This is a genomic window from Pedobacter psychrodurus (assembly GCF_032678585.1).
GTDB classification, from domain to species: Bacteria; Bacteroidota; Bacteroidia; order Sphingobacteriales; family Sphingobacteriaceae; genus Pedobacter; species Pedobacter psychrodurus_A.
The window spans coordinates 12,387-32,063 of the sequence record NZ_JAVTSN010000014.1 but is presented as its reverse complement, the minus strand read 5'-3'; the positions used below and the strand labels follow the sequence as shown (position 1 = coordinate 32,063).

The window sequence follows — 19,677 nt, the reverse complement described above, 5'->3', positions numbered from 1 at the left end:
AGCCGATCTGGCATCAACAACATCTCATGATCGGATAAAAACGGGAGGTTATATAAAAAAACAAACTGTTATTTCCCTTTACCCTCAGATCGCTAAATATTCCTATCTTGCCTCATTAAGGTAGAAAAATGAAAGAAACGGACGAGATTATTCAGCTGATCAAAGAATTTGAAAAAAGGGAATCAGATCTGCGTTTAGATAACGAACAGCTAAGACGGCTGAATACAGCATTAAGGATTGCGGAAGAAAAAAGTGCTATATTAAACTCCATCGTCAGTACTTCAGACGATGCCATCATCAGTAAAAATCTGGAGGGAATTATTACCAGCTGGAATGAATCGGCCTTTCGAATTTTTGGTTATACCGAAGCAGAAATTATAGGCGTTTCGGTGCTGAAGCTTATTCCTGCAGAACGGCAGTATGAAGAACCAATAATCCTGGAACAGTTAAAGAAAGGTATCCGTGTAGACCATTTTGAAACCAAACGCATGAGAAAGGATGGAACGCTCATCGACGTATCCCTCACCATCTCCCCGATTCTAAACATCGAAGGAAAGATTATCGGGCTTTCGAAGATCGCCAGGGATATTACTGCACAAAGATCTGCGGAAGTAGATAGCAAAAGACTTGCCGCCATCATTGCTTCTTCCGACGACGCGATCATCAGCAAAGACCTCAACAGTATCATCACCAGTTGGAACGGCTCTGCATGCCGCATTTTTGGCTATACAGCAGATGAAATGGTAGGCAGTTCGATTTTAAAACTCATCCCGCCCGACAGGCAGGACGAGGAGCCTAAAATCCTCTCTGAACTTAAAAAAGGCAACCGGGTTGAGCATTTCGAAACGGTTCGCATGAAAAAGGATGGTACACTGATACACGTGTCGTTAACGATTTCACCTATCAAGGATAAATCGGGAAAGGTTATCGGTCTTTCAAAGATTGCAAGAGACATTACCGAGAAAAAGCTTACGGAGAAAAAAAAGGATGAGTTTATCGGTTTTGTAAGTCACGAACTCAAAACCCCATTAACCTCCCTTCGCTCTTATATACAGGTGGCTCTCCATAAATCAAAGGGAGAAAACCATGATTTTATCAGTCATGCTTTGACCAAGGCCGAACAGCAGACCAAAAAAATGGAGAACATGATCACCGATTTCCTGAATATATCCAGGTTTGAAGATGGTCAGATGAAATTAGAGCTTTCAAGTTTTGATCTTGCCTTATCTATCCATTCGTGTATAGAAGATGCGAGAGTTAGCAGTTCTAAACATCAGCTGAGTTATGAGGGTATTGATCAGGCTATCGTTACCGGCGATACCGAAAAGATCTCATTGGTGCTCACCAATCTGATCAGCAATGCGCAAAAATACTCACCGGAGGGAGGAGCGATCATCATCTCTTGTCATAAAACAGAAAATGGCTTCACCATGAGCGTGAAAGATCAGGGAATAGGAATTTCTGCAGAAGACCAGAAAAGTATGTTCCAAAAATTTTACCGCATCAAATCCGAAAAAACCAGGTTTATTAGCGGCTTTGGAATTGGTTTATACCTCGCCAACTCTATTATTACCTTACACGGTTCTTCGATCCATGTTGAAAGTATAATTGGCGAGGGGTCTACCTTTTCCTTTTCGCTTAAAGCGGCTGAATAAGGACCATTAACGCATCAGTATATTACCAGCCAATACCATAATCTTCGCCATGGTTGCTCGATCCGCCTTGTAAACTGCCATGTTTCCAGTCGAAATAAATGGCATTGATGGGGCCACTGGTACGCTCGGAAAAACTGAGGATATAGCCCATTTTTTTCAACTCTTCCCGTACAGCGTCTTTAGTATTGGCATTTAATAAGATCTGCCCGGGTTTAGGTTCCCTGTCGCTGGTTTTAGTGCCCCCCAAAGAAAGCCAGAGTTGGTTGGTATTAAAATTGGCCGCCTCGGTAGCTTTTTGAACCGTCATACCAAACTCGGCCATATTCAAGAAAAACTGCAATAAATTCTGATCCTGTGTATCTCCACCCTGAACCGCGGCCGATACAAAAGGTTTACCATCTTTCAAAAATAACGACGGCGATAACGTCACTCTCGGCCGTTTGCCTGGCGCAACAACATTAAAAGGATTTAAGGTAGAATCTAATACAAAACTTTGCATCCGCTGACTCATGCCCAAACCGGTATTGCCTGCAATGCAAGCCGGAAGCCAGCCTCCACTGGGTGTAACCGACACTACCCAGCCTTCTTTATCGGCTGCCTCTATAGAAGTTGTACCTCTCCACAAGCGGTCTTCATAAATTTCTTTTGGTGTATTATTGCCCAAATCGTGTTTTGGGGCAAAGTTTCTTTTAGCCGTATCCAATTCGAACCCCCTGCTCTTTAACAGATTCAAATAAGGGTTTTTCTTTCCCTCAAAAAGATAAGGATCGCCTGGACCGATATGCTCATCATTCTTATCCAACTGGATCAGCGAAGCCCTTTGTTTTGCATAATCCTTGCTCAACAATCCTTTCATTGGTTCGGCAGGTGTTTGGTTAGGATCTCCATAATAAAAATCACGATCGGCAAACGACAGGTTCATGGCCTGATAAACCGTGTGGATGTACTTTGAACTATTGTAGCCCATTGCTTTTAGATCGAAATTCTCTAAGATATTTAAAGCCTGCAATAAAACTGGTCCTTGTGTCCATTGCTTTAATTTATATACCTCAATGCCTTTATAATTGGTGCTTAATGCCTCCTCTTCTACAGGTTTCCATTTGGCCAGATCGTTCATTGTGATTAAACCGCCCTGTTCCTTACTTCCACGAACAAATTCTTGAGCAATATCCCCTTTATAAAAACGATCGTATGCAGCCATTAAAGCTTCCTGACGGGATTTACCTTTTTTCAGTGCCGCTTTCTCCGCATCAACCATTTTGGTTAAGGTAGCAAGGAGGTCCTTCTGGATAAAAATCTCTCCGGCCTCAGGCGCTTCACGTTTCTCACCTGCATGTGGCAATAATACCTTTTTGCTGTAAGGCCAGGTTTTAATCAGTTCTTTATCGCGTTCAATGGTATTTGCGGCTTGTGCTTCAATAGCGTAACCTGCAGCCATGTGCATGGCAGGTGCCAAAACCTGCCCTAAACTCATGCTGCCGTATTTACACAGCATAAAAATAAGCCCACCCGGAGTGCCGGGAGTAGTTGCAGCCAGCGGGCCATATTCTGGCGGGAAATTATAGCCTTTACTTTTAAAAAATGCTACCGTAGCTCCCGTTGGTGCCACACCCATTGCATTAATGGCAATAACCTTTTTAGTTTTTGGATTGTAAATCAGTGCCTGTGTTTCTCCGCCCCAACTTAAGGTATCCCACATGGTGCAGGTGGCGGCCAGCATGGCACAAGCTGCATCAACAGCATTTCCGCCCTGTTGGAAAATCATCGATCCCGCGGTTGCGGCCATCGGCTTACCGGTGATGGCCATCCAGCTGTTGCCATAAAGCATGGGCTTTTGCGTTTGCTGAGCAAATAGCGTATGGATGGATAGAAATAATATAAAAAATAAGGCTAGATTCTTCATGATTCAAATATAAGAAAATATAGGTTTAGAAGTGGATGTTCTGTATCTTATAGCCCTTAATCAGCATAATTAATCAAGCTTGTTACAAATTTAAACCGCTATTGAAATAGCTATCTTGTTCCATTTGCCAATAATTGCGGCCTTAACTGATTGATTATACTTATTCTATAAAAACTAAAACCCTGTTTTTGATGTCTTTATCTAAAAATAATCGTTTTCTTTTTCCCCATTATATTATACCTTAAAAACTAAGCCGTACCTTTGCAAAAAATTATTACAATGAACAATATTACGCCATACCCAGTCTTAGAATACGTTGTTAACGTCATCAAGAACACTATTAGTGACATTAAAACCGAATATACTGCAGCAGATGCAGCCACCCTGAAGGACGGCAATGATACCATAGATTTAGTACAGCGCTTTGATGAAACCGGAAAGACTTCCACAATTTTTATCAAAGACCCGAAAGACATTATTTTTAGCGAAGACTTATTTCCAGAGCTAAAAAATTTACAGCAAAGTGCCAAAGGAAAAGCTATTCCGGAGCTAAAAGATGCTACGGTGATCATCAATGATCTGAACATTGAAACACATCTTATTTTTCAGGGGGTAAAAGACTTTTTCGATGAGTTGAGCAGCAGTTACGAATTTGGCAAAACCGTTGAAAAAGAAGCCAACATCACCAAAAACACCTATAAATTTGGAAGCCACTTTTTTGGTTTAACGGTGATCAACGAAAAAGACACCATTATTGTTAAAACAGGATTTCAGGCTTCAACAGATGCAGCCATTAAAAAAATCATCGAAAATGATGCGCTTAAAGTGCAAAATGCAGCGATAAAAATGTTTAAAACTGGTAAATAACCATTAAAAAGGAAGAGGCAATATCCTAAATGTAGAATTGTCATCCTGAGCTTGTCGAAGGAACCTTTTAAATCTCTTTAAGGCACTTCGACAAACTCAACCTGACAAATTCCAATCACTTAATTATTCGCCATTTTTTCCTGCTCGGCTGTATACCTGGCACCTGTATCAGGGTATTTTTTAAGCAGCTCATCAATTGTAGCCAAATCGCTTGTTGTTAAATCCACGTCCACCGCACCAGCATTTTCTCTCAGGTATTTGGTTTTCTTGGTACCAGGGATAGGAATAATGTGCTCACCCTGACTTAAAACCCATGCGAGTGCAATTTGAGCCGGCGTAACATTTTTCGATTCCGCTAATGCAGCAAAACCTTCCGCCAGTTTTTTATTGTTTTCGGCATATTGCTCCTGGTAGCGTGGCAGGCCCTTTCTAAAGTCGTTATCCCCAAGCGTACTTACATCAAGCGTATTGGTTACCAATCCACGGGCTAAAGGACTGAAAGGAACAAAAGATATCCCTAATTCTTTTGTTAACGGGAGTATTTCTGTTTCTACCTCTCTGGTTAAAAGTGAATACTCACTTTGAAGCGCGGCAATTGGATGTACGGCATGTGCTTTTCTAATGGATGCCGCTGAAGCTTCCGAAAGGCCAAGATATCTTACTTTACCTTCTTTAACCAATTCGGCCATAGCACCTACCGTTTCTTCGATGGGTACATTCGGATCTACCCGGTGCGCATAATACAAATCGATATGATCGGTGCGCAACCGTTTCAGGCTTTGTTCTACCGCTGTTTTAAGATACGCAGGTGATCCATCAAAAGCGCTGGTTTTCTGATCATCCCATCTGAATCCAAATTTTGTGGCAATAAAAACCTTATCCCTGTTCGGCACCAAAACCTGTGATACCAGTTTTTCATTTTCACCCTGGGCATAAATATCGGCTGTATCCCAAAAGTTAATGCCCAGCTCAATGGCCAGATTTAAGGTTGCTAATGATTCCTGATCGTCTGGTTGGCCATAAGCATGATTCATGCCCATTGTACCCAAGCCGATAGCAGATAACTGTTCGTTGGTATTGCCTAATTTTCTATATTTCATAACCTAATCGTTAAAAGATTAATCTCTATTTTTATCATTCAAATTTAGGGAGAAAGCTGAGCTGATCAATTACCAAATTCAAACGAATTGTTATGCATTTCAAATATTATCATTAATACTTCTCAATGTTAATAGCGGTCTCTCTGTCCGTTTAAACAGGTGTGAGCGCTACAAGTTCCATTTCCTTTTCCTTCCCCCTTAATTTAATTGCGCCAAATATTTTTGCGATATAATCTCCGGTTAAGTGCAGTTCTTTAAGCAATTCTGTTGAGACCAACATTTCCTGATTAAATTCCTTACACATGTTTTGGATCCTGGAAGTGGTATTGAGTACATCTCCCGAATAAGTAATATCACGTTTTATAATGCCAACTTCTCCGGCAATCACCCTACCGCAATGGATACCGGCTTTAAAAGATGGTAGCAAGCCATATTTTTCGATGTATTTTGTTTTCAAACGCAAAAGCTGTGCTTTAATATCAAAAAAACAATTGATACACTTATTATTGCTCAACCCGTCTTCATAACGCCAGGCAATTACCACCTCATCCCCCACATACTGGTATATTTCCCCTCTATTTTCCAAAATGGGATTGGTAATGTCGATAAAAATATCTTTGAGTAATTCATGGTATTTTTTATCGCCTAAACTTTCAGCAATTGTGGTTGATGAGTTCAGATCAAGAAACATAAAAATCCGCGACTCTTCTCTTGGCGTATTGTATTTTCCACGGATGATGTCCCAGAAAATCCCCTGCCCAAATTTGCTGTTGATCTGAAGCATCAGCTGGGTAATGGAAACCACGATGGCCCAGGCCAGGCCATTTTTAAGAAACCGGTGCGGATCGCCGAATGAAAGTAGACTCAATACCTCGTTCACCAGTAAAATGATGCAGATAAAACATCCGGCAACAATTAAAAGGGTGTATCCATAAGGTTTATCGTTGTACTTCTCGTTTACATAAAACACCAAAAGACTCCCTCCTATCAATGCAGCTGCAAAACCGATGCTCGCATTTAAAATCACAGAAGCAAGTAGGGAGTAATCAGGCGCTGGCCCCAATGATTTTCTGGTATGTAACACAAGATCCTCAAAAACCGCAATAATTACCCCCACCACCATCCAGGAGATGACGATAATCAGCAATTGTTGAAGTTTCTGTAGCGTTCGGCGATTGATCTTTGTTAACATCCTCACGTTATTCAAAATACTAAGCCAACTTTGATAGGCTCGCACTAAAATAACGAATATAATCAGCTATCCAATCATTTTACTCAATCATTGATAAACATGCTATATTCATTATCTTAAAGCAGTATAAATAACGCGGAGAATAATCGCCCAGAAGAGTTTTTTTTTTACAGAAGGCTTATCTCCTGATCCTGTCTGTAGAAAAGGCAATGATGTATTCGGCTCCTGGCAGCACATCCATAAAAAGGCTCGATACTTTAACTTTAGGCTGTGCCTTTAAATTAAGCATTACGCTGGTAGAGAACTCTTCCATTACCTTAGGATCAACCTTTGTTGAAACCGTTGGCGAATAATTCCTTTCGATTTCGGTTTTTACTTCTTCACTAACCTGGCGCAAGGTCCAGCTTTCATCTTTACGGATACCGTTTTCATCGTTAGCATTGTTTAAGTGGTATAAAAATACTTTTGCCTGTAAGGCTATGTTATCATTTTTCATATTCATTTAATAAGATGCCTTTCGGCAATAATTGATTAAGGAAACCGGTTAATCCGTCGCCCCTAGTTTTTTAAGGTGCGAAAGATGGGAAACAAACGCGTTCAGCATCGTTTTATGCTCCAGATAGGAAACACCAAACTCCCTGCAGGTCTCCTTCACAAATTCATTGATTTTAGGGTAATGGATATGGCTGATGCCCGGAAAAAGATGGTGTTCGACCTGAAAATTCAGTCCGCCAAGAAAAAAGTAAGCCAGCTTGCTCCGCGTGGCGAAATTTGCTGTAGAGGAAATCTGATGAACCGCCCATTCGTTCTGGATCTTACCATTGATGTTTTCTGGAAAAGAAGTCCCCTCTACCACATGCGCCAACTGAAACACTATACTCAGGGTAAATCCACAAACAACAGCTGCAATTGTAAAACCGATCAAAGCTTTGGCAAAGCCCAGCATCAGGATCGGGAGCAATAAATAAACCGAAAGATACAACAGTTTGGTTGTCCAGAAAATCAGGTGTTCCTTCACCTCCAGTTTGATCTTTTTACCGTTTTTACCCATCTTGCCCGAAAAATATTTCTCAAAGTCCTGATAAAGAATCCAGGCGATATAAGAAACCCCATACAACAGGATCCAATAATATTGTTGGAAACGATGGTGCCTCCTTCTCTTTTGCTCTTCATGCATACGCATAAACTTAATATCGATATCATGGTCCATGCCGTCGATATTGGTGTAGGTGTGGTGGTCGATATTGTGTTTTTGTTTCCAGAAATGGATCGTTCCGCCCATGATATTGAGCGAATAGGCCGAAACCGCATTGATCCATTTGTATTTAGAAAAGCTCCCGTGCCCGCCCTCGTGCATTACATTAAAGCCAATGGCAGCAAGGTTAGCGCCGAAAATAGCGCAGAGCAATACGGCAATACTCCAATGCGGAGAAAGAAAAACCAGGATCAAATAAATGGCAATGGCAGAAAGAATGAGTCCAAGGCCTTTAAAAAAAAGTACAGGCCCGCCGTTTTTACTTTTTCCGGTATCCAAAAAATAAAGATTCACCTTTTCCTTTAAAGACTTAAAAAAAGGCGTTGAAGTGGATTCGAAAGATATTTTTGTCATGAGATCTGTTTTAACACCTGCCTTCTGAACAAACAGAAGGATTCCTGTTGCGTGCTAAAACAAAAAGAATGCGCCTCTCGGGCGCGTGTGATTATAAAACGTAAATATACGCATAATATTATCATTCCCTGTTTTTTTGATTTACAACTGAAAAGCAATCTAAGTTGAGCGTACAAAATTTGATTTTCTCCATATCATTGTATAAATTGAGGCGGAATTTATCCTTGAATCAACCCTTTATGAAACGATATCTTTTTATCATCCTTTTGGCATGCTCATTTTCTGTACAGGCACAATCTAACATCAATAGTTACAAATACTTAATTGTACCGGAGAAATTCAGTTTCCTTAAACAGATTAACCAATACGGCTTAAATACCGAAACCAAAGCGTCGTTTGAGGCGAAAGGTTTTACGGTGTATTTTGACAATGCAGAATTACCCACAGAAATTGCAACCGATAGATGTAAGGCTTTAACGGTAGATATTTTAGAAAAAAACTCCATGTTTGTAACCAACCTTACTTTAGTGCTTAAAGATTGTAAGGGAACTGTGGTGTTGAAAGGCAAGGAAGGCAAAAGCAGAGAGAAAGAGTACAATACCTCTTATAATGCCGCATTGAAAGAGGCCTTTGCTTCTATAAGCGACTTTCATTATGTTGTCGGTAGCACAGCTGAAGTTTCGACGCCAACGCCTGCAACAGCAACAACACCAGTTCCAGAGGTTAAGACAGTAGCGACACCCGCCAATCAGCCGGTAGCCACCGAAGCAAAACAACCCGACGGGCTGTTATACGCACAAGCCATTGCCAACGGTTATCAACTGATCGATGCAGCACCAAAAATCGTACTCACCTTATTAAAAAGTTCTGCAACAGATTACTTCATTGCCAGCAATGGAAGTGTTAATGGGATCGTGTTAAAAAAGAATGGAAATTGGTTTTTTGAATATTATAAAAACAATGTGCTGGTTTCTGAACAGTTATCGATTAAATTTTAAAAATCTATCGACCTAAGCATCTGATCAACAGCCTATTGAAAATGATTAAGCGAGTTGATTCGCTTAATCGAGCGCCTTATGTTTTTCACCCCAACTTTCGAGCTGTTTAATAATGGGCTTCAATTCGTAACCTATGGGTGTTAATTCGTATTCAACGCGCGGTGGTATTTCTGCGAATACAGTACGTTTGACGATTTTACTTTCCTCCAGTTTCCGCAATTGCAGTGTTAACATCCGCTCGGTAATGGCGGGCAGGTGTTTTTTCAATTCACCAAACCTGAGTTTTCCATTAATCAACCAGGAACAAATAGCCAGGGCCCATTGGCCACCAATAATATGGGCGGCATAAACTTCCGGACATTCATCGGCCAGTGCCTGTTTATTGGCAAAGTTGGTGGAGCTTTCCTTGATTTTCGACATTACTTACATTTTTTATAGTACCCTACAATGGGTGGCTAATGTACATAAATAACGTAATGTCCCTTATTTTTGTCTGCATCATTTTAAGATTTATAACATGAAGACACTTATCATCGTGATCCATCCCGACATCAAAAATTCGGTTGTAAACAAAAGGTGGATTGAAGAACTCCATAAATTTCCAGACCAATACCATGTTCATCAGTTGTACGAAGTTTATCCCGACGAAAAAATCGACGTTTCTGCAGAGCAAAAACGGATTGAACAATATGATAAAATTGTATTCCAGTTCCCCTATTACTGGTTCAATGCGCCCGCACTTTTCAAAAAATGGCTGGATGAAGTATTAACGCATGGCTGGGCTTATGGCAGTAAAAGTGGCTATAAGGTTGCTGGAAAGCAAATTGCCTTAGCCATTTCATTAGGAGTAAATGAAGACGAACTTAGCCCCTCAGGTATATACAAATACCCTTTGGAAGAACTCACGCGCCCCTTCGAACTTTCTTTCGAATATGTAAAAGCAGTATATAAACCCCTATTTGCCTACTATGGCATTGAATACAATTCTTCACCAGAAAGGATTGAGAAAAGTGTTCCATTATATCTCGATTTCCTCAAGGCCTTGTAAACTTTTAGGATTACATCTATTTTAAACGGGCGGCATTACCGCCCGTTTAAATATTTAAGCATGTTCTTCTTCCAAGGCTACCGCGATAGGCCAATCAACTGGGATTTCGGTCAATGCGTGTAGATAATTGGTGATGATTTTATCGCCAATCACCATATTCACATCTACTAAACTACCTTTGTTATAACCAGCAGCGTAAAAATTTTCTAATACTTCGGCAGCAACATGTCCTTTGCCCAAAACGATAGCCTTAACCAATTTGGCCAGTGCATCAAGTTTGCTGTCAAAAGAAATGTTTGCTTTTCTGATCTCCAGAATCTGTTCTTCGTTAAATCCGTTCATTTTGGCAAAAGCGGTGTGTGCGCTTAAACAGTATAAACACTCGTTTAGTTGACTTACCACAAGGTTGATTACCTCACGCTCTTTTGCACGCAAAGAACTTTTGCCATTCTGCAAAGTAAGGTAATTGCCCAAGGCATGTTCCGAATGGGCAAAAACGGCATAAAGGTTAGGCACAAAACCAACCATACCTTCGAGGTTGGTAAAAATAGCCTGATTTTCTGCTGAAATATCTTGTTTTACTGGGATTGGGAAATTTTCCATGATGATTTTATTTAAATGATTATTGGTTTCTTTATGAGGATAAAGGTCTTAAGTTTTTCACCACCAAAGAATGTACAGATTTCCCGAATGTTTGTAATTAATGCCCGCTCTTGTCAACGCAGCAAAAAAGATTGCGATATTGCAGTATTAAATCACATAAAATGAAATTCCAGTATCTGCAAAATCTCACACAGGGAGAATTTAGGCTAACCCTACATGAAGCTCAGCTCGACCGGTTGTTTTTCCAGCGGGATAGGCAAGATAAATTTTTAACCATTGCCTGGAACAGGGGTTCTGCTCAACAGATTATGATTGATGGTGTAAACTACGGATTTCCAGGGCAAAGTATCATTCCACTGGTAGTAAGCCAGTCTTTTAGCTTTGAGAAACCCGAACAGATTGTAGCCTGGCAGTTTAACCGGAATTTTTATTGTGTGGTAGACCACGATAAGGAAGTAAGTTGTGTCGGTTTTATCTTTTACGGTTCATCCGGCAATATGTTCATCAATTTAGATGAGGCCCATCAGCGGAAAATCGATTCCCTGCTCGAAGTATTTGCAGATGAATTCGGTACTACTGATAATATTCAACTGGATATGCTGCAGATGTTGTTAAAGCGCTTGATTATCATCATTACCCGGCTTGCAAAACAGCAATATATCCCAACGCAAATCTTAAGTGACGATAAACTGGATATCATCCGAAATTATAACCTTCTGGTCGAAAATCATTACCGCAAACACCATACGGTAACCTTTTACGCCGGTGAATTAAACAGATCAGCCAAAACACTGTCCAATGTTTTCGCCCTTTATGGCCATCAATCGCCCTTAACCATCATTCGCGAACGTTTATTGCTCGAAGCCAAAAGATTGTTGATGTATACCGACAAATCGGCTAAGGAAATTGCCTATGAGCTGGGCTATGAGGACGCCGCTTACTTTAGTGGCAATTTTAAAAAACAGACTGGTTATGCGCCGACCGATTTTAGGGCTGCCAAAACAGCCCTGGTATTCCAGGCTTAAGTGAGCCGTAATCCGGGAAGTCATAACCCACATCCCTAAAATTTCAGCAATCTTTCATTTATCCCTCAGGATAATTTTATTAATTTTGATTGACATAAACCCCTATACTACTACCTTATCATCCTATGAAAATTAAATGTTTATTCTATTTCCTGCTTTTTCCGCTCTTTACTTTTGCACAAAATGTACACGAACCTAGCGAAACCCCAAAAGAATGGTCTGCGCCCTACGCTCCTTTTCGTATCGTTGGCAATATTTATTATGTGGGTACTTCTGATCTGGCCTGTTACCTGATCACCACTTCGAAAGGAAATATACTCATCAACACAGGTTTAAGTTCGTCGGCAGAACAGATTGAAAAAAATGTAAAAACATTGGGATTTAACTTTAAGGAAATTAAAATCCTGCTCACCACACAGGCACATTACGACCATATGGGTGCCATGGCAGAAGTTAAAAAGCTTACTGGTGCTAAAATGATGGTGGATGAAAAAGATGCCCAGGTGATGAGAGATGGCGGCCGATCAGATTATGCACTGGGCGGTAAAGAAAGCAGTTATACACCTGTTGTTACCGATCGTTTATTAAAAGATGGTGATCACATTCAATTGGGAAATACAAACATCACAATGTTACACCACCCCGGACATACCAAAGGATCATGCAGTTTTGTATTGAACACCAGGGACAAAAAACGTGCTTATAAAGTGCTGATTGCCAATATGCCAAGCATCGTTACCGATAAAAAGTTTTCCGAAATACCAGCTTATCCTGAAATTGAAAAGGATTATGCCTACACCATCCAATCGCTTAAAAAACAAACCTTTGATATCTGGTTATCGTCGCACGCCAGCCAGTTTAACCTTCACGAAAAACACAAACCTGGCGACGCCTATAACCCCGCAGCATTTATAGACCGCAAGGGATATGATGAAACATTAGGGGAGCTTGAGGCGGCTTATAATAAAAAGATTGGTAAGCAATAGTGTATATTCAGGTGTTTTTTTTTACATAGGAGACACGAAACATCCAATGTATGTGTCATCCTGAGCCACTTGGTCGTCATCCTGAACTTGTTTCAGGATCTTTCCATCTGCAAGTGTCATCCTGAGCCTAGTCGAAGGATCTTTCCAAACATTGTTTTTAACCACTGATGCACACAGATAAACACAGATGTGTAATGGGCGTATTTTTTATGAGGCCGGCCACGGAAACACAGAAAGCACGGAACACCCTCTGCGCTTGTCATCCTGAGCGTAGTCGAAGGACCTTTACAAACATTGTTTTTAACCACTGATGCACACAGATGTGTAATGGGCGCATTTTTTTATGAGGCCGGCCACGGAAACACAGAAAGCACGGAACACCCTCTGCGCTTGTCATCCTGAGCGGAGCCGAAGGACCTTTCCAAATATTGTTTTTAACCACTGATGCAAACAGATAAACACAGATGTGTAATGGGCACATTTTTATGAGGCCGGCCACGGAAACACGGAAAGCACGGAACACCCTCTGCGCTTGTCATCCTGAGCGTAGTCGAAGGACCTTTACAAACATTGTTTTTAACCACTGATGCACACAGATAAACACGGATGTGTAATGGGCGCATTTTTTATGAGGCCGGCCACGGAAACACGGAAAGCACGGAACACCCTCTGCGCTTGTCATCCTGAGCGGAGCCTAAGGACCTTTCCAAATATTGTTTTTAACCACTGATGCAAACAGATAAACACAGATGTGTAATGGGCACATTTTTATGAGGCCGGCCACGGAAACACGGAAAGCACGGAACACCCTCTGCGCTTGTCATCCTGAGCGTAGTCGAAGGATCTTCCTTGGATCCAGCACCACATTGACAATATTATGTAAAACCAAATGAGATGACGACTTTCTATGAAGGCATGTCAACAGTAGCGGAACCGAAGCTACCACCCCTACAGTTTATATTTCAATTCAAAAGAAGAAAAAACAGCTTCCTCTGTAGGCAAACCCTTAAAGTGAAGTCCAATACGTGGGCTTCTGTCCCATTGTGGAAGAAAATCCGTCGTTACCTTTTCATCGATATTGAGATTTTCCCAGTCTTTGCTTCCCTGTTTGAAAAAAACCTGAACGCTTTTATCCGGCATCACTTTCATCTTCAAGGCTACAGGGGTATTGTCTTCCAGCCGGGCTGATGCACGAACTTTACGCTCCTTAGCTTGAACGGTCCAGAATTCTACCGTATTTCCGGTTACCCCCACACCAAGCGCTGCATTTGCGTCGCCATAATAAGTTAGTCCTTTTAATGCTTTGTTTGCGTTAGACACTACTGTCTCTGCTTCAAAAACACCAGAAACAGGTCTTCGCGTTAAGGCTATACCAGTCAAGTTGCCTTCTATTTTGCCCGATAGATGAATTTTACCATCCCTTTGCGAAACCTTCGTGATCGAATTCCGGAAATCCCATTGCCAGCCTTTATCAATCAACGGACTTTTAAAAGTAAGTTTCAGATCAGGGTTTATAGCCGGGCCAGATTGTTCTTTAAAAACAGGCCAGCCATTTTTTTCAGGCCAAAGCAATTCGGCAAGCATACCCTGCCTGCCTGCAAAAACGGTTGTTTCTTTATTGTAAGCATGATATAAATAATAAGTTTTCCCGTTTTTGGCCGTCACAAAGGTACCATGCCCCGAGCATTTCCAATAAGCGTTCTCCATCAGTAAGGGATTTCCAGGGTACTGTTCATAAGGGCCGGTAAAGGATTTCGACCGCGCTACCCTTACATTATAATCACATTGTGCCCCGCAACAATTACCTGCAGAGTAAAAAAGGTAGTAATAACCGTCCTTTTTTAAAATACTCTGTCCTTCCAGCCCTATCCGTTGATCGTCTTTTAATAGCGAAAAAGGTTCACCTTCTGTGCGTAAACCATCTTTAGAAAGTTTAAAACCCAAAATTTCGATTGGTCTGTTATCCAGTCCGTACGCTTTGAAAGTGATGTACCGGGTGCCTTTATCTAAAAAAACAAAACCATCAATGGCTTCTTTGCCATGGTCGATAATCACGCCCTGATCCACAAACCCCCGATCCGGATATTTCGAGATGGCCACGCCTACACAGGAAACAAGGTCTTTTTTTCTTCTTGCCGTATAATAGATAAAATAGGTATTGTCATGGTAATCGAACTCCGGTGCCCAGAAAGAACCTGTTGTCCATGCCGGCGCCTGATCAAACACATAACCTGTTTGTTTCCAGTTCAGCAAATCAGCAGAAGTATAGATCGGGAAATGTGGCGCCCACTCTGATGAAGTACCGATGGCATAATACTGATTGGAAACCTTAATGATCGAAGGATCGGCAAAATCGCCAGGAATGACAGGATTGATCGCTGTTTGGGCAAACAACTGATTCGAAAACAATAAGGTTTGAACCATCAGGAACAGCAACAAGTAGCGGAATAATCTCATGTAACGAAATTAATCTTAATTGCCATAAGTCTGTAATAGAAGAGCTAATTTTTTCTAATAAAATTGCTGGCGATCAGATTTTATTCAGTCTAAAATCGAAAATGAATGGTTGATGCTGGTAATTGCGCCTAGGTAAAATTACTGCAAAAAATTGCCGGTTGGAACGGGGTTGCTTCGGACCTGGCTCGGACTTGAGACACAGTTGTGACAATCGTACCCGAATAAAGTCCGAAATAAATACGTAGTAAATGCTTCATCAAGGTTAAGCCATTTGCACCAGGTTTGCGATGAGTTCCAAGTCATTAAATCATTGCCTGCTAGCATAGCTGACCTGCAAAACGATTTTAAAAATAAAATAACCCCCGATTTCCAAAATTTTAGCCCACCTTTGCTTGTGGCTTGAAATTTGTGCCTTTAAGATTATGGAAAACAGCAATTATCCCAAAAAGAAGATTTTAACCCCTTCTGTTGTACACGATGATTTACCAGAGGTTAAAAAACCTGAGCACTTAAGAAAAGTAGCGCCAGATCACGATAATGGATTGCCAGAAAATCCGGAAAGAAATTACCACCACGAAGAGTTAAAGAGTGTAACCTCCAGTCATGACGAAATCAGGCATGCTGACGACGACATCTGGAATGGTGAAGACGCTTAAACAAGTTTTTTGAGGGTGCTTTTTTTTCTATATCTATGTTTTAAAGCGTAGAACAGATAGAAAACGTGCTTTTTTGGCGCCTGTTTCCAAAATTATCCTGCATAAACTCTATTTTAATTGCTTCGTTTTTAAACACTTATTTAAAATAAGAAAAACAGCCCTCAAATAGTTTAAAATATATTTTTACATATTCAATAGAACTTCTATATTTGCAGCTCATTAAAAAATGGGCCTCGGTAGCTCAGCTGGATAGAGCGTCGGTTTTCTAAACCGAGGGTCAGGGGTTCGAGTCCCTTCCGGGGTACGATTAAAGGCTTCTAGTTCAAAACTGGAAGCCTTTTTTTATGCCCCATCTATACTGTTTGTTTCGCATTTGGCGCGCAACTGGCACGCTGGTTTAAAATTATTTAATTAAATCAAAGTTGTTTGGTTTGTCTTTCATTTCCAAATTATTCAGATCATTCCATCATCAGCAAAGCTGTAATAGTTGTTTTCATATATAAATAAGTTTGAGCACTTATTTCAGTTTGATAAAAATAAAATGGCTAAAACTCTTTGTTTCCAAATGTTTATTATATCTGGTTTTTGCTACAAATATTTACTGGTCTGCTCATCAATCCAATTGCTAAAAGTCTTATTGCCATCATCAACAATTTCGCTTCCTTTATCCGGTATTTGAACTTTAAATTCTTTTTCAATCCACTCTCTAAATTTTGGGTTAATACCTTCGTCTTTTTCTTGTCCTGTTGCTAAGTTCCACTCCTGAACAGTCATGTTCAAATCAGAATAGCCAATTTCCATATATCCTATTGCTAACAATCTTAAAAAGTCAATGAAGTTGTTTGCCAGAATATAGCGCTCTCCACCTTCGGAACCCAAATGAACTATTTTATGATTATTTTCGTCATCAACCCAAAATGAATACAACGAACCATCAGGTCCTGCTCCAAATATTCCAAATCGGTCGGATACGTTGTCAAAACCGAGCCAATAGCGAATTGTCTCCCCATCATCTGCTCTCAGTTCAAAATATCCACTTATTGGATATCCATTTGTGTCTGTCCAATTACACAGCTTTTCTAACTCCTCAGGAATAGTTATGCCTTTTGGTATTCCTTTTATTATATTTTGATAAGTGCTCATCTGTGATTTAAATTTTATTTTTCAACAATAGCTTTCTCCATAATTTCTCAATATAAAAAAAAATAATACACTGAGAAAACCCTGTCCCAAAATACCCCTTTAAATGTCGCTTACCTACCCTTACTATTTCGCTAATACAAGTTAACTTAGTAAAAGTATTTTACCTAAAAAACTAACTATGAAACCTAAAAAGATATGGTCTAATTTGACCGTAAACGATCTGGACCGAACCACAAAATTTTATACTGCATTGGGATTTAAATCCAATGGAAGAAATGAGGACCTCACCAGCTTTTTTATCAGTGAGGATCAGTTTGTGATGCACTTCTTTTTAAAAGATGCGCTGACAGCCAATGTAGAAATGGAAATTTCGGATGCACATACGGCAAACGAAATTGTATTTACACTTTCCGCGGAGAGCAAAGATGAGGTAGATCAATGGGCGAAGGAAGTGGAGCAAGCAGGAGGAAAAATTGTTTCCCAACCCAAAGCGTTTGGAGCCGGTTATTATGGGTTTCTATTTGCTGATCCGGATGGGCATAAGTTTAATGTGTTTTATATGTAAGGCAGTAAACCGGGGTAACGAACGCTGTGAAGGTCCTTCGACTACGCTCAGGATGACACTATGAGATGAGGAAAAAAAATAAGAATCTTATCCGTGTTTATCTCCCGAAAACTGGGACAGGTAGTGGTTAAATACAATGCCAGAAAGATCCTGATACAAGTTCAGGATGAAGATTTAAGGCTCAGGATGACATGTTCAGTGGATTTCCGTGCCTTCCGTGTTTCCGTGGCAACAATAAAAATGCACACATTAAACAAAGTTGTTTATCTGTGCGCATCTCCTGAAAATTGTAATAGCTCATGGTTAAAAACAACGCAAGAAAATCCTTCGACTACGCTCAGGATGACACTTTGAGATGAGGAAAAAAAATAAGAATCTTATCCGTGTTTATCTCCCGAAAACTGGGACAGGTAGTGGTTAAATACAATGCCAGAAAGATCCTGAAACAAGTTCAGGATGACGATTTAAGGCTCAGGATGCATGTTCAGTGGATTTCCGTGCCTTCCGTGGCAACAAAAAAATGCGCACAATAAACAAAGTCGTTTATCTGTGCGCATCTCTTGAAAATCGCGACCATTAAGGGTTAAATAGGTTACCACAAAGATCCTGAAACAAGTTCAGGATGACGATCTAAGGCTCAGGATGACACCGTTCAGGTATTACTAATAATTCCCTGTTACCCCGATTTCTAAGCCTCTTAACTCCGCCAAACCTCTCAATCTGCCAATAGCAGAGTATCCTGGATTGGTTTCCTTAGCCAGATCATCCAGCATCTGGTGGCCATGATCCGGGCGGAAAGGGATCGATTTATCGCGTAGCGCATTTTCTGCGGTTAAGGCTTTCATGATCTCGTACATGTTTACATCACCACCCAAATGGTCTGCTTCGTAAAAACTACCATCTTCATCTTTTTTCACATTACGCAAATGCGCGAAATAAACGCGTTCTTTAACCGCATTAAAGATCTCTAAGGCATTATTCCCCATCCCGGCGCCTAGTGAACCTGTACAGAAACAAACGCCGTTAAAAGCCTGATCTACCTCTTTGATGATATAATTGAAATCTTCCAAGGTACTCGCAATTCTTGGTAAACCTAAAATCGCATATGGTGGATCGTCAGGATGGATGGTCATTTTAATACCTTCTTCGGTACATACATCCGCAATAGACGACAGGAAGAACTTTAAATTTTCTTTTAAACCTTGTGTACCAATGGCTTTATACTCCTTAATGCTGTTGCGCAGGGTTTCCAGTTCAATTTCCTTTTCATTCGGGATCCCCATTAATACATTGATGCGAAGATCTACCAAATCTTGTTCACTTAGGGTAGCATATTTATCTTTGGCTCTTTGCAAGATCGATTGTGAATAATCAGCTTCTGCTTCTTCCCTTTTTAAAATATACAGGTCGAAAATGGCCAGGTCGATCCAGTTAAAATAAAGTGCTTTCGAACCATCGGTCATTTCCAGATCCAATTGTGTACGTGTCCAATCCAATACAGGCATAAAATTGTAACATACAATCTTAATTCCGCAGGCTGATAAATTACGCAAAGAGGTTTTATAGTTCTCAATATATATAGCAGCATCGGCCCTACGTGTTTTAATGGCCTCGTGCACCGGAACACTTTCTACTACCGACCAGGTTAAGCCTGATGCTTCTATAATGGCTTTTCTTTCTTTAATATCTGCCAATGGCCAGATTTCGCCATGTGGAATATGGTGCAGAGCGGTTACAATACCTGTAGCGCCTGCCTGTTTAACATCTTGTAAGCTTACCGGATCATTTGGACCGTACCAACGCCAGGTTTGTTCTAATTTTTTCATAATATGATTACACAGATAATGTGATTACACAGATTAAATATTTA

18 protein-coding genes and 1 tRNA gene are annotated in these 19,677 nt (G+C 40.5%); 9 read left to right on the top strand and 10 right to left on the bottom strand.

The window, feature by feature from the left end:
• The first annotated feature begins 128 nt into the window (after window positions 1-128).
• Complete coding sequence (locus R2S57_RS11180) at window positions 129-1,655, top strand: PAS domain S-box protein (protein ID WP_316845036.1); 1,527 nt, start codon at window positions 129-131, stop codon at window positions 1,653-1,655.
• Between the two features lie 22 nt (window positions 1,656-1,677).
• Here R2S57_RS11180 and R2S57_RS11175 read toward each other — a convergent pair whose 3' ends face one another.
• Window positions 1,678-3,558: a gamma-glutamyltransferase family protein gene (locus R2S57_RS11175; RefSeq protein WP_316845035.1), complete on the bottom strand. Its 1,881-nt coding sequence runs from the start codon at window positions 3,556-3,558 to the stop codon at window positions 1,678-1,680.
• Between the two features lie 279 nt (window positions 3,559-3,837).
• Here R2S57_RS11175 and R2S57_RS11170 point away from each other — a divergent pair, with 279 nt between their 5' ends.
• Window positions 3,838-4,425 carry a hypothetical protein gene (locus R2S57_RS11170; protein ID WP_316845034.1) on the top strand — a complete coding sequence of 196 codons (588 nt, stop codon included), beginning with the start codon at window positions 3,838-3,840 and terminating at the stop codon, window positions 4,423-4,425.
• 119 nt (window positions 4,426-4,544) lie between these two features.
• On the opposite strand, the gene R2S57_RS11165 is transcribed toward R2S57_RS11170, so the two are convergent.
• The 4 genes from R2S57_RS11165 to R2S57_RS11150 all read right to left on the bottom strand — a co-directional run bounded on the left by R2S57_RS11165 (window position 4,545) and on the right by R2S57_RS11150 (window position 8,326).
• Window positions 4,545-5,525, bottom strand: coding sequence for an aldo/keto reductase (locus R2S57_RS11165; protein WP_316845033.1), 981 nt, complete (start codon window positions 5,523-5,525; stop codon window positions 4,545-4,547).
• A gap of 151 nt (window positions 5,526-5,676) precedes the next feature.
• Window positions 5,677-6,717, bottom strand: coding sequence for an adenylate/guanylate cyclase domain-containing protein (locus R2S57_RS11160; RefSeq protein WP_316845032.1), 1,041 nt, complete (start codon window positions 6,715-6,717; stop codon window positions 5,677-5,679).
• A gap of 178 nt (window positions 6,718-6,895) precedes the next feature.
• Window positions 6,896-7,213 carry a hypothetical protein gene (locus R2S57_RS11155; RefSeq protein ID WP_316845031.1) on the bottom strand — a complete coding sequence of 106 codons (318 nt, stop codon included), beginning with the start codon at window positions 7,211-7,213 and terminating at the stop codon, window positions 6,896-6,898.
• Between the two features lie 48 nt (window positions 7,214-7,261).
• Window positions 7,262-8,326: an acyl-CoA desaturase gene (locus R2S57_RS11150; protein ID WP_316845030.1), complete on the bottom strand. Its 1,065-nt coding sequence runs from the start codon at window positions 8,324-8,326 to the stop codon at window positions 7,262-7,264.
• Window positions 8,327-8,565: 239 nt separating this feature from the next.
• Between R2S57_RS11150 and R2S57_RS11145 the strand changes: the two genes are divergently transcribed.
• A complete protein-coding gene (locus R2S57_RS11145; RefSeq protein WP_316845029.1) occupies window positions 8,566-9,324 on the top strand; it encodes a hypothetical protein in 759 nt (252 codons plus the stop codon).
• Window positions 9,325-9,387: 63 nt separating this feature from the next.
• On the opposite strand, the gene R2S57_RS11140 is transcribed toward R2S57_RS11145, so the two are convergent.
• The gene (locus R2S57_RS11140) at window positions 9,388-9,744 is read right to left on the bottom strand and encodes a helix-turn-helix domain-containing protein (protein ID WP_316845028.1); all 357 of its coding nucleotides are present in this window, start codon (window positions 9,742-9,744) and stop codon (window positions 9,388-9,390) included.
• Between the two features lie 97 nt (window positions 9,745-9,841).
• Between R2S57_RS11140 and R2S57_RS11135 the strand changes: the two genes are divergently transcribed.
• Entirely contained in the window at window positions 9,842-10,372 is a 531-nt protein-coding gene (locus R2S57_RS11135) for an NAD(P)H-dependent oxidoreductase (protein WP_316845027.1), read from the top strand.
• Between the two features lie 54 nt (window positions 10,373-10,426).
• Here the strand turns inward: R2S57_RS11135 and R2S57_RS11130 are convergent, their stop codons facing one another.
• Entirely contained in the window at window positions 10,427-10,975 is a 549-nt protein-coding gene (locus R2S57_RS11130) for a carboxymuconolactone decarboxylase family protein (RefSeq protein WP_316845026.1), read from the bottom strand.
• Window positions 10,976-11,136: 161 nt separating this feature from the next.
• Here R2S57_RS11130 and R2S57_RS11125 point away from each other — a divergent pair, with 161 nt between their 5' ends.
• On the top strand, window positions 11,137-12,000 hold the full coding sequence (locus R2S57_RS11125) for a helix-turn-helix domain-containing protein (protein ID WP_316845025.1): 864 nt from the start codon (window positions 11,137-11,139) through the stop codon (window positions 11,998-12,000).
• A gap of 125 nt (window positions 12,001-12,125) precedes the next feature.
• Window positions 12,126-12,986, top strand: a complete 861-nt coding sequence (gene bla / locus R2S57_RS11120) for a subclass B3 metallo-beta-lactamase (protein WP_316845024.1) — start codon at window positions 12,126-12,128, stop codon at window positions 12,984-12,986.
• Between the two features lie 948 nt (window positions 12,987-13,934).
• Here the strand turns inward: bla and R2S57_RS11115 are convergent.
• Window positions 13,935-15,443, bottom strand: coding sequence for a glycoside hydrolase family 43 protein (locus R2S57_RS11115; RefSeq protein WP_316845023.1), 1,509 nt, complete (start codon window positions 15,441-15,443; stop codon window positions 13,935-13,937).
• A gap of 422 nt (window positions 15,444-15,865) precedes the next feature.
• On the opposite strand from R2S57_RS11115, the gene R2S57_RS11110 reads away from it, so the two are divergent.
• Both R2S57_RS11110 and R2S57_RS11105 read left to right on the top strand, forming a co-directional pair.
• Window positions 15,866-16,099 (top strand): hypothetical protein, encoded by a 234-nt coding sequence (locus R2S57_RS11110; RefSeq protein ID WP_316845022.1) that lies wholly within the window; start codon window positions 15,866-15,868, stop codon window positions 16,097-16,099.
• Window positions 16,100-16,329: 230 nt separating this feature from the next.
• Window positions 16,330-16,403: transfer RNA gene (locus R2S57_RS11105), tRNA-Arg, on the top strand.
• Window positions 16,404-16,687: 284 nt separating this feature from the next.
• Here the strand turns inward: R2S57_RS11105 and R2S57_RS11100 are convergent.
• Window positions 16,688-17,242: a hypothetical protein gene (locus tag R2S57_RS11100; RefSeq protein WP_316845021.1), complete on the bottom strand. Its 555-nt coding sequence runs from the start codon at window positions 17,240-17,242 to the stop codon at window positions 16,688-16,690.
• 178 nt (window positions 17,243-17,420) lie between these two features.
• On the opposite strand from R2S57_RS11100, the gene R2S57_RS11095 reads away from it, so the two are divergent.
• Entirely contained in the window at window positions 17,421-17,807 is a 387-nt protein-coding gene (locus R2S57_RS11095) for a VOC family protein (RefSeq protein WP_316845020.1), read from the top strand.
• Between the two features lie 662 nt (window positions 17,808-18,469).
• Here the strand turns inward: R2S57_RS11095 and uxuA are convergent.
• Complete coding sequence (gene uxuA / locus R2S57_RS11090) at window positions 18,470-19,633, bottom strand: mannonate dehydratase (RefSeq protein ID WP_316845019.1); 1,164 nt, start codon at window positions 19,631-19,633, stop codon at window positions 18,470-18,472.
• Between the last annotated feature and the right edge of the window lie 44 nt (window positions 19,634-19,677).

What these genes read in the sequence shown, in the direction of transcription:
- R2S57_RS11180 (WP_316845036.1), top strand. Translation starts at nt 129, where the DNA reads ATGAAAGAAACGGACGAGATTATTCAGCTGATCAAAGAATTTGAAAAA.
- R2S57_RS11175 (WP_316845035.1), bottom strand. Translation starts at nt 3,558, where the DNA reads ATGAAGAATCTAGCCTTATTTTTTATATTATTTCTATCCATCCATACG.
- R2S57_RS11170 (WP_316845034.1), top strand. Translation starts at nt 3,838, where the DNA reads ATGAACAATATTACGCCATACCCAGTCTTAGAATACGTTGTTAACGTC.
- R2S57_RS11165 (WP_316845033.1), bottom strand. Translation starts at nt 5,525, where the DNA reads ATGAAATATAGAAAATTAGGCAATACCAACGAACAGTTATCTGCTATC.
- R2S57_RS11160 (WP_316845032.1), bottom strand. Translation starts at nt 6,717, where the DNA reads ATGTTAACAAAGATCAATCGCCGAACGCTACAGAAACTTCAACAATTG.
- R2S57_RS11155 (WP_316845031.1), bottom strand. Translation starts at nt 7,213, where the DNA reads ATGAAAAATGATAACATAGCCTTACAGGCAAAAGTATTTTTATACCAC.
- R2S57_RS11150 (WP_316845030.1), bottom strand. Translation starts at nt 8,326, where the DNA reads ATGACAAAAATATCTTTCGAATCCACTTCAACGCCTTTTTTTAAGTCT.
- R2S57_RS11145 (WP_316845029.1), top strand. Translation starts at nt 8,566, where the DNA reads ATGAAACGATATCTTTTTATCATCCTTTTGGCATGCTCATTTTCTGTA.
- R2S57_RS11140 (WP_316845028.1), bottom strand. Translation starts at nt 9,744, where the DNA reads ATGTCGAAAATCAAGGAAAGCTCCACCAACTTTGCCAATAAACAGGCA.
- R2S57_RS11135 (WP_316845027.1), top strand. Translation starts at nt 9,842, where the DNA reads ATGAAGACACTTATCATCGTGATCCATCCCGACATCAAAAATTCGGTT.
- R2S57_RS11130 (WP_316845026.1), bottom strand. Translation starts at nt 10,975, where the DNA reads ATGGAAAATTTCCCAATCCCAGTAAAACAAGATATTTCAGCAGAAAAT.
- R2S57_RS11125 (WP_316845025.1), top strand. Translation starts at nt 11,137, where the DNA reads ATGAAATTCCAGTATCTGCAAAATCTCACACAGGGAGAATTTAGGCTA.
- bla (WP_316845024.1), top strand. Translation starts at nt 12,126, where the DNA reads ATGAAAATTAAATGTTTATTCTATTTCCTGCTTTTTCCGCTCTTTACT.
- R2S57_RS11115 (WP_316845023.1), bottom strand. Translation starts at nt 15,443, where the DNA reads ATGAGATTATTCCGCTACTTGTTGCTGTTCCTGATGGTTCAAACCTTA.
- R2S57_RS11110 (WP_316845022.1), top strand. Translation starts at nt 15,866, where the DNA reads ATGGAAAACAGCAATTATCCCAAAAAGAAGATTTTAACCCCTTCTGTT.
- R2S57_RS11100 (WP_316845021.1), bottom strand. Translation starts at nt 17,242, where the DNA reads ATGAGCACTTATCAAAATATAATAAAAGGAATACCAAAAGGCATAACT.
- R2S57_RS11095 (WP_316845020.1), top strand. Translation starts at nt 17,421, where the DNA reads ATGAAACCTAAAAAGATATGGTCTAATTTGACCGTAAACGATCTGGAC.
- uxuA (WP_316845019.1), bottom strand. Translation starts at nt 19,633, where the DNA reads ATGAAAAAATTAGAACAAACCTGGCGTTGGTACGGTCCAAATGATCCG.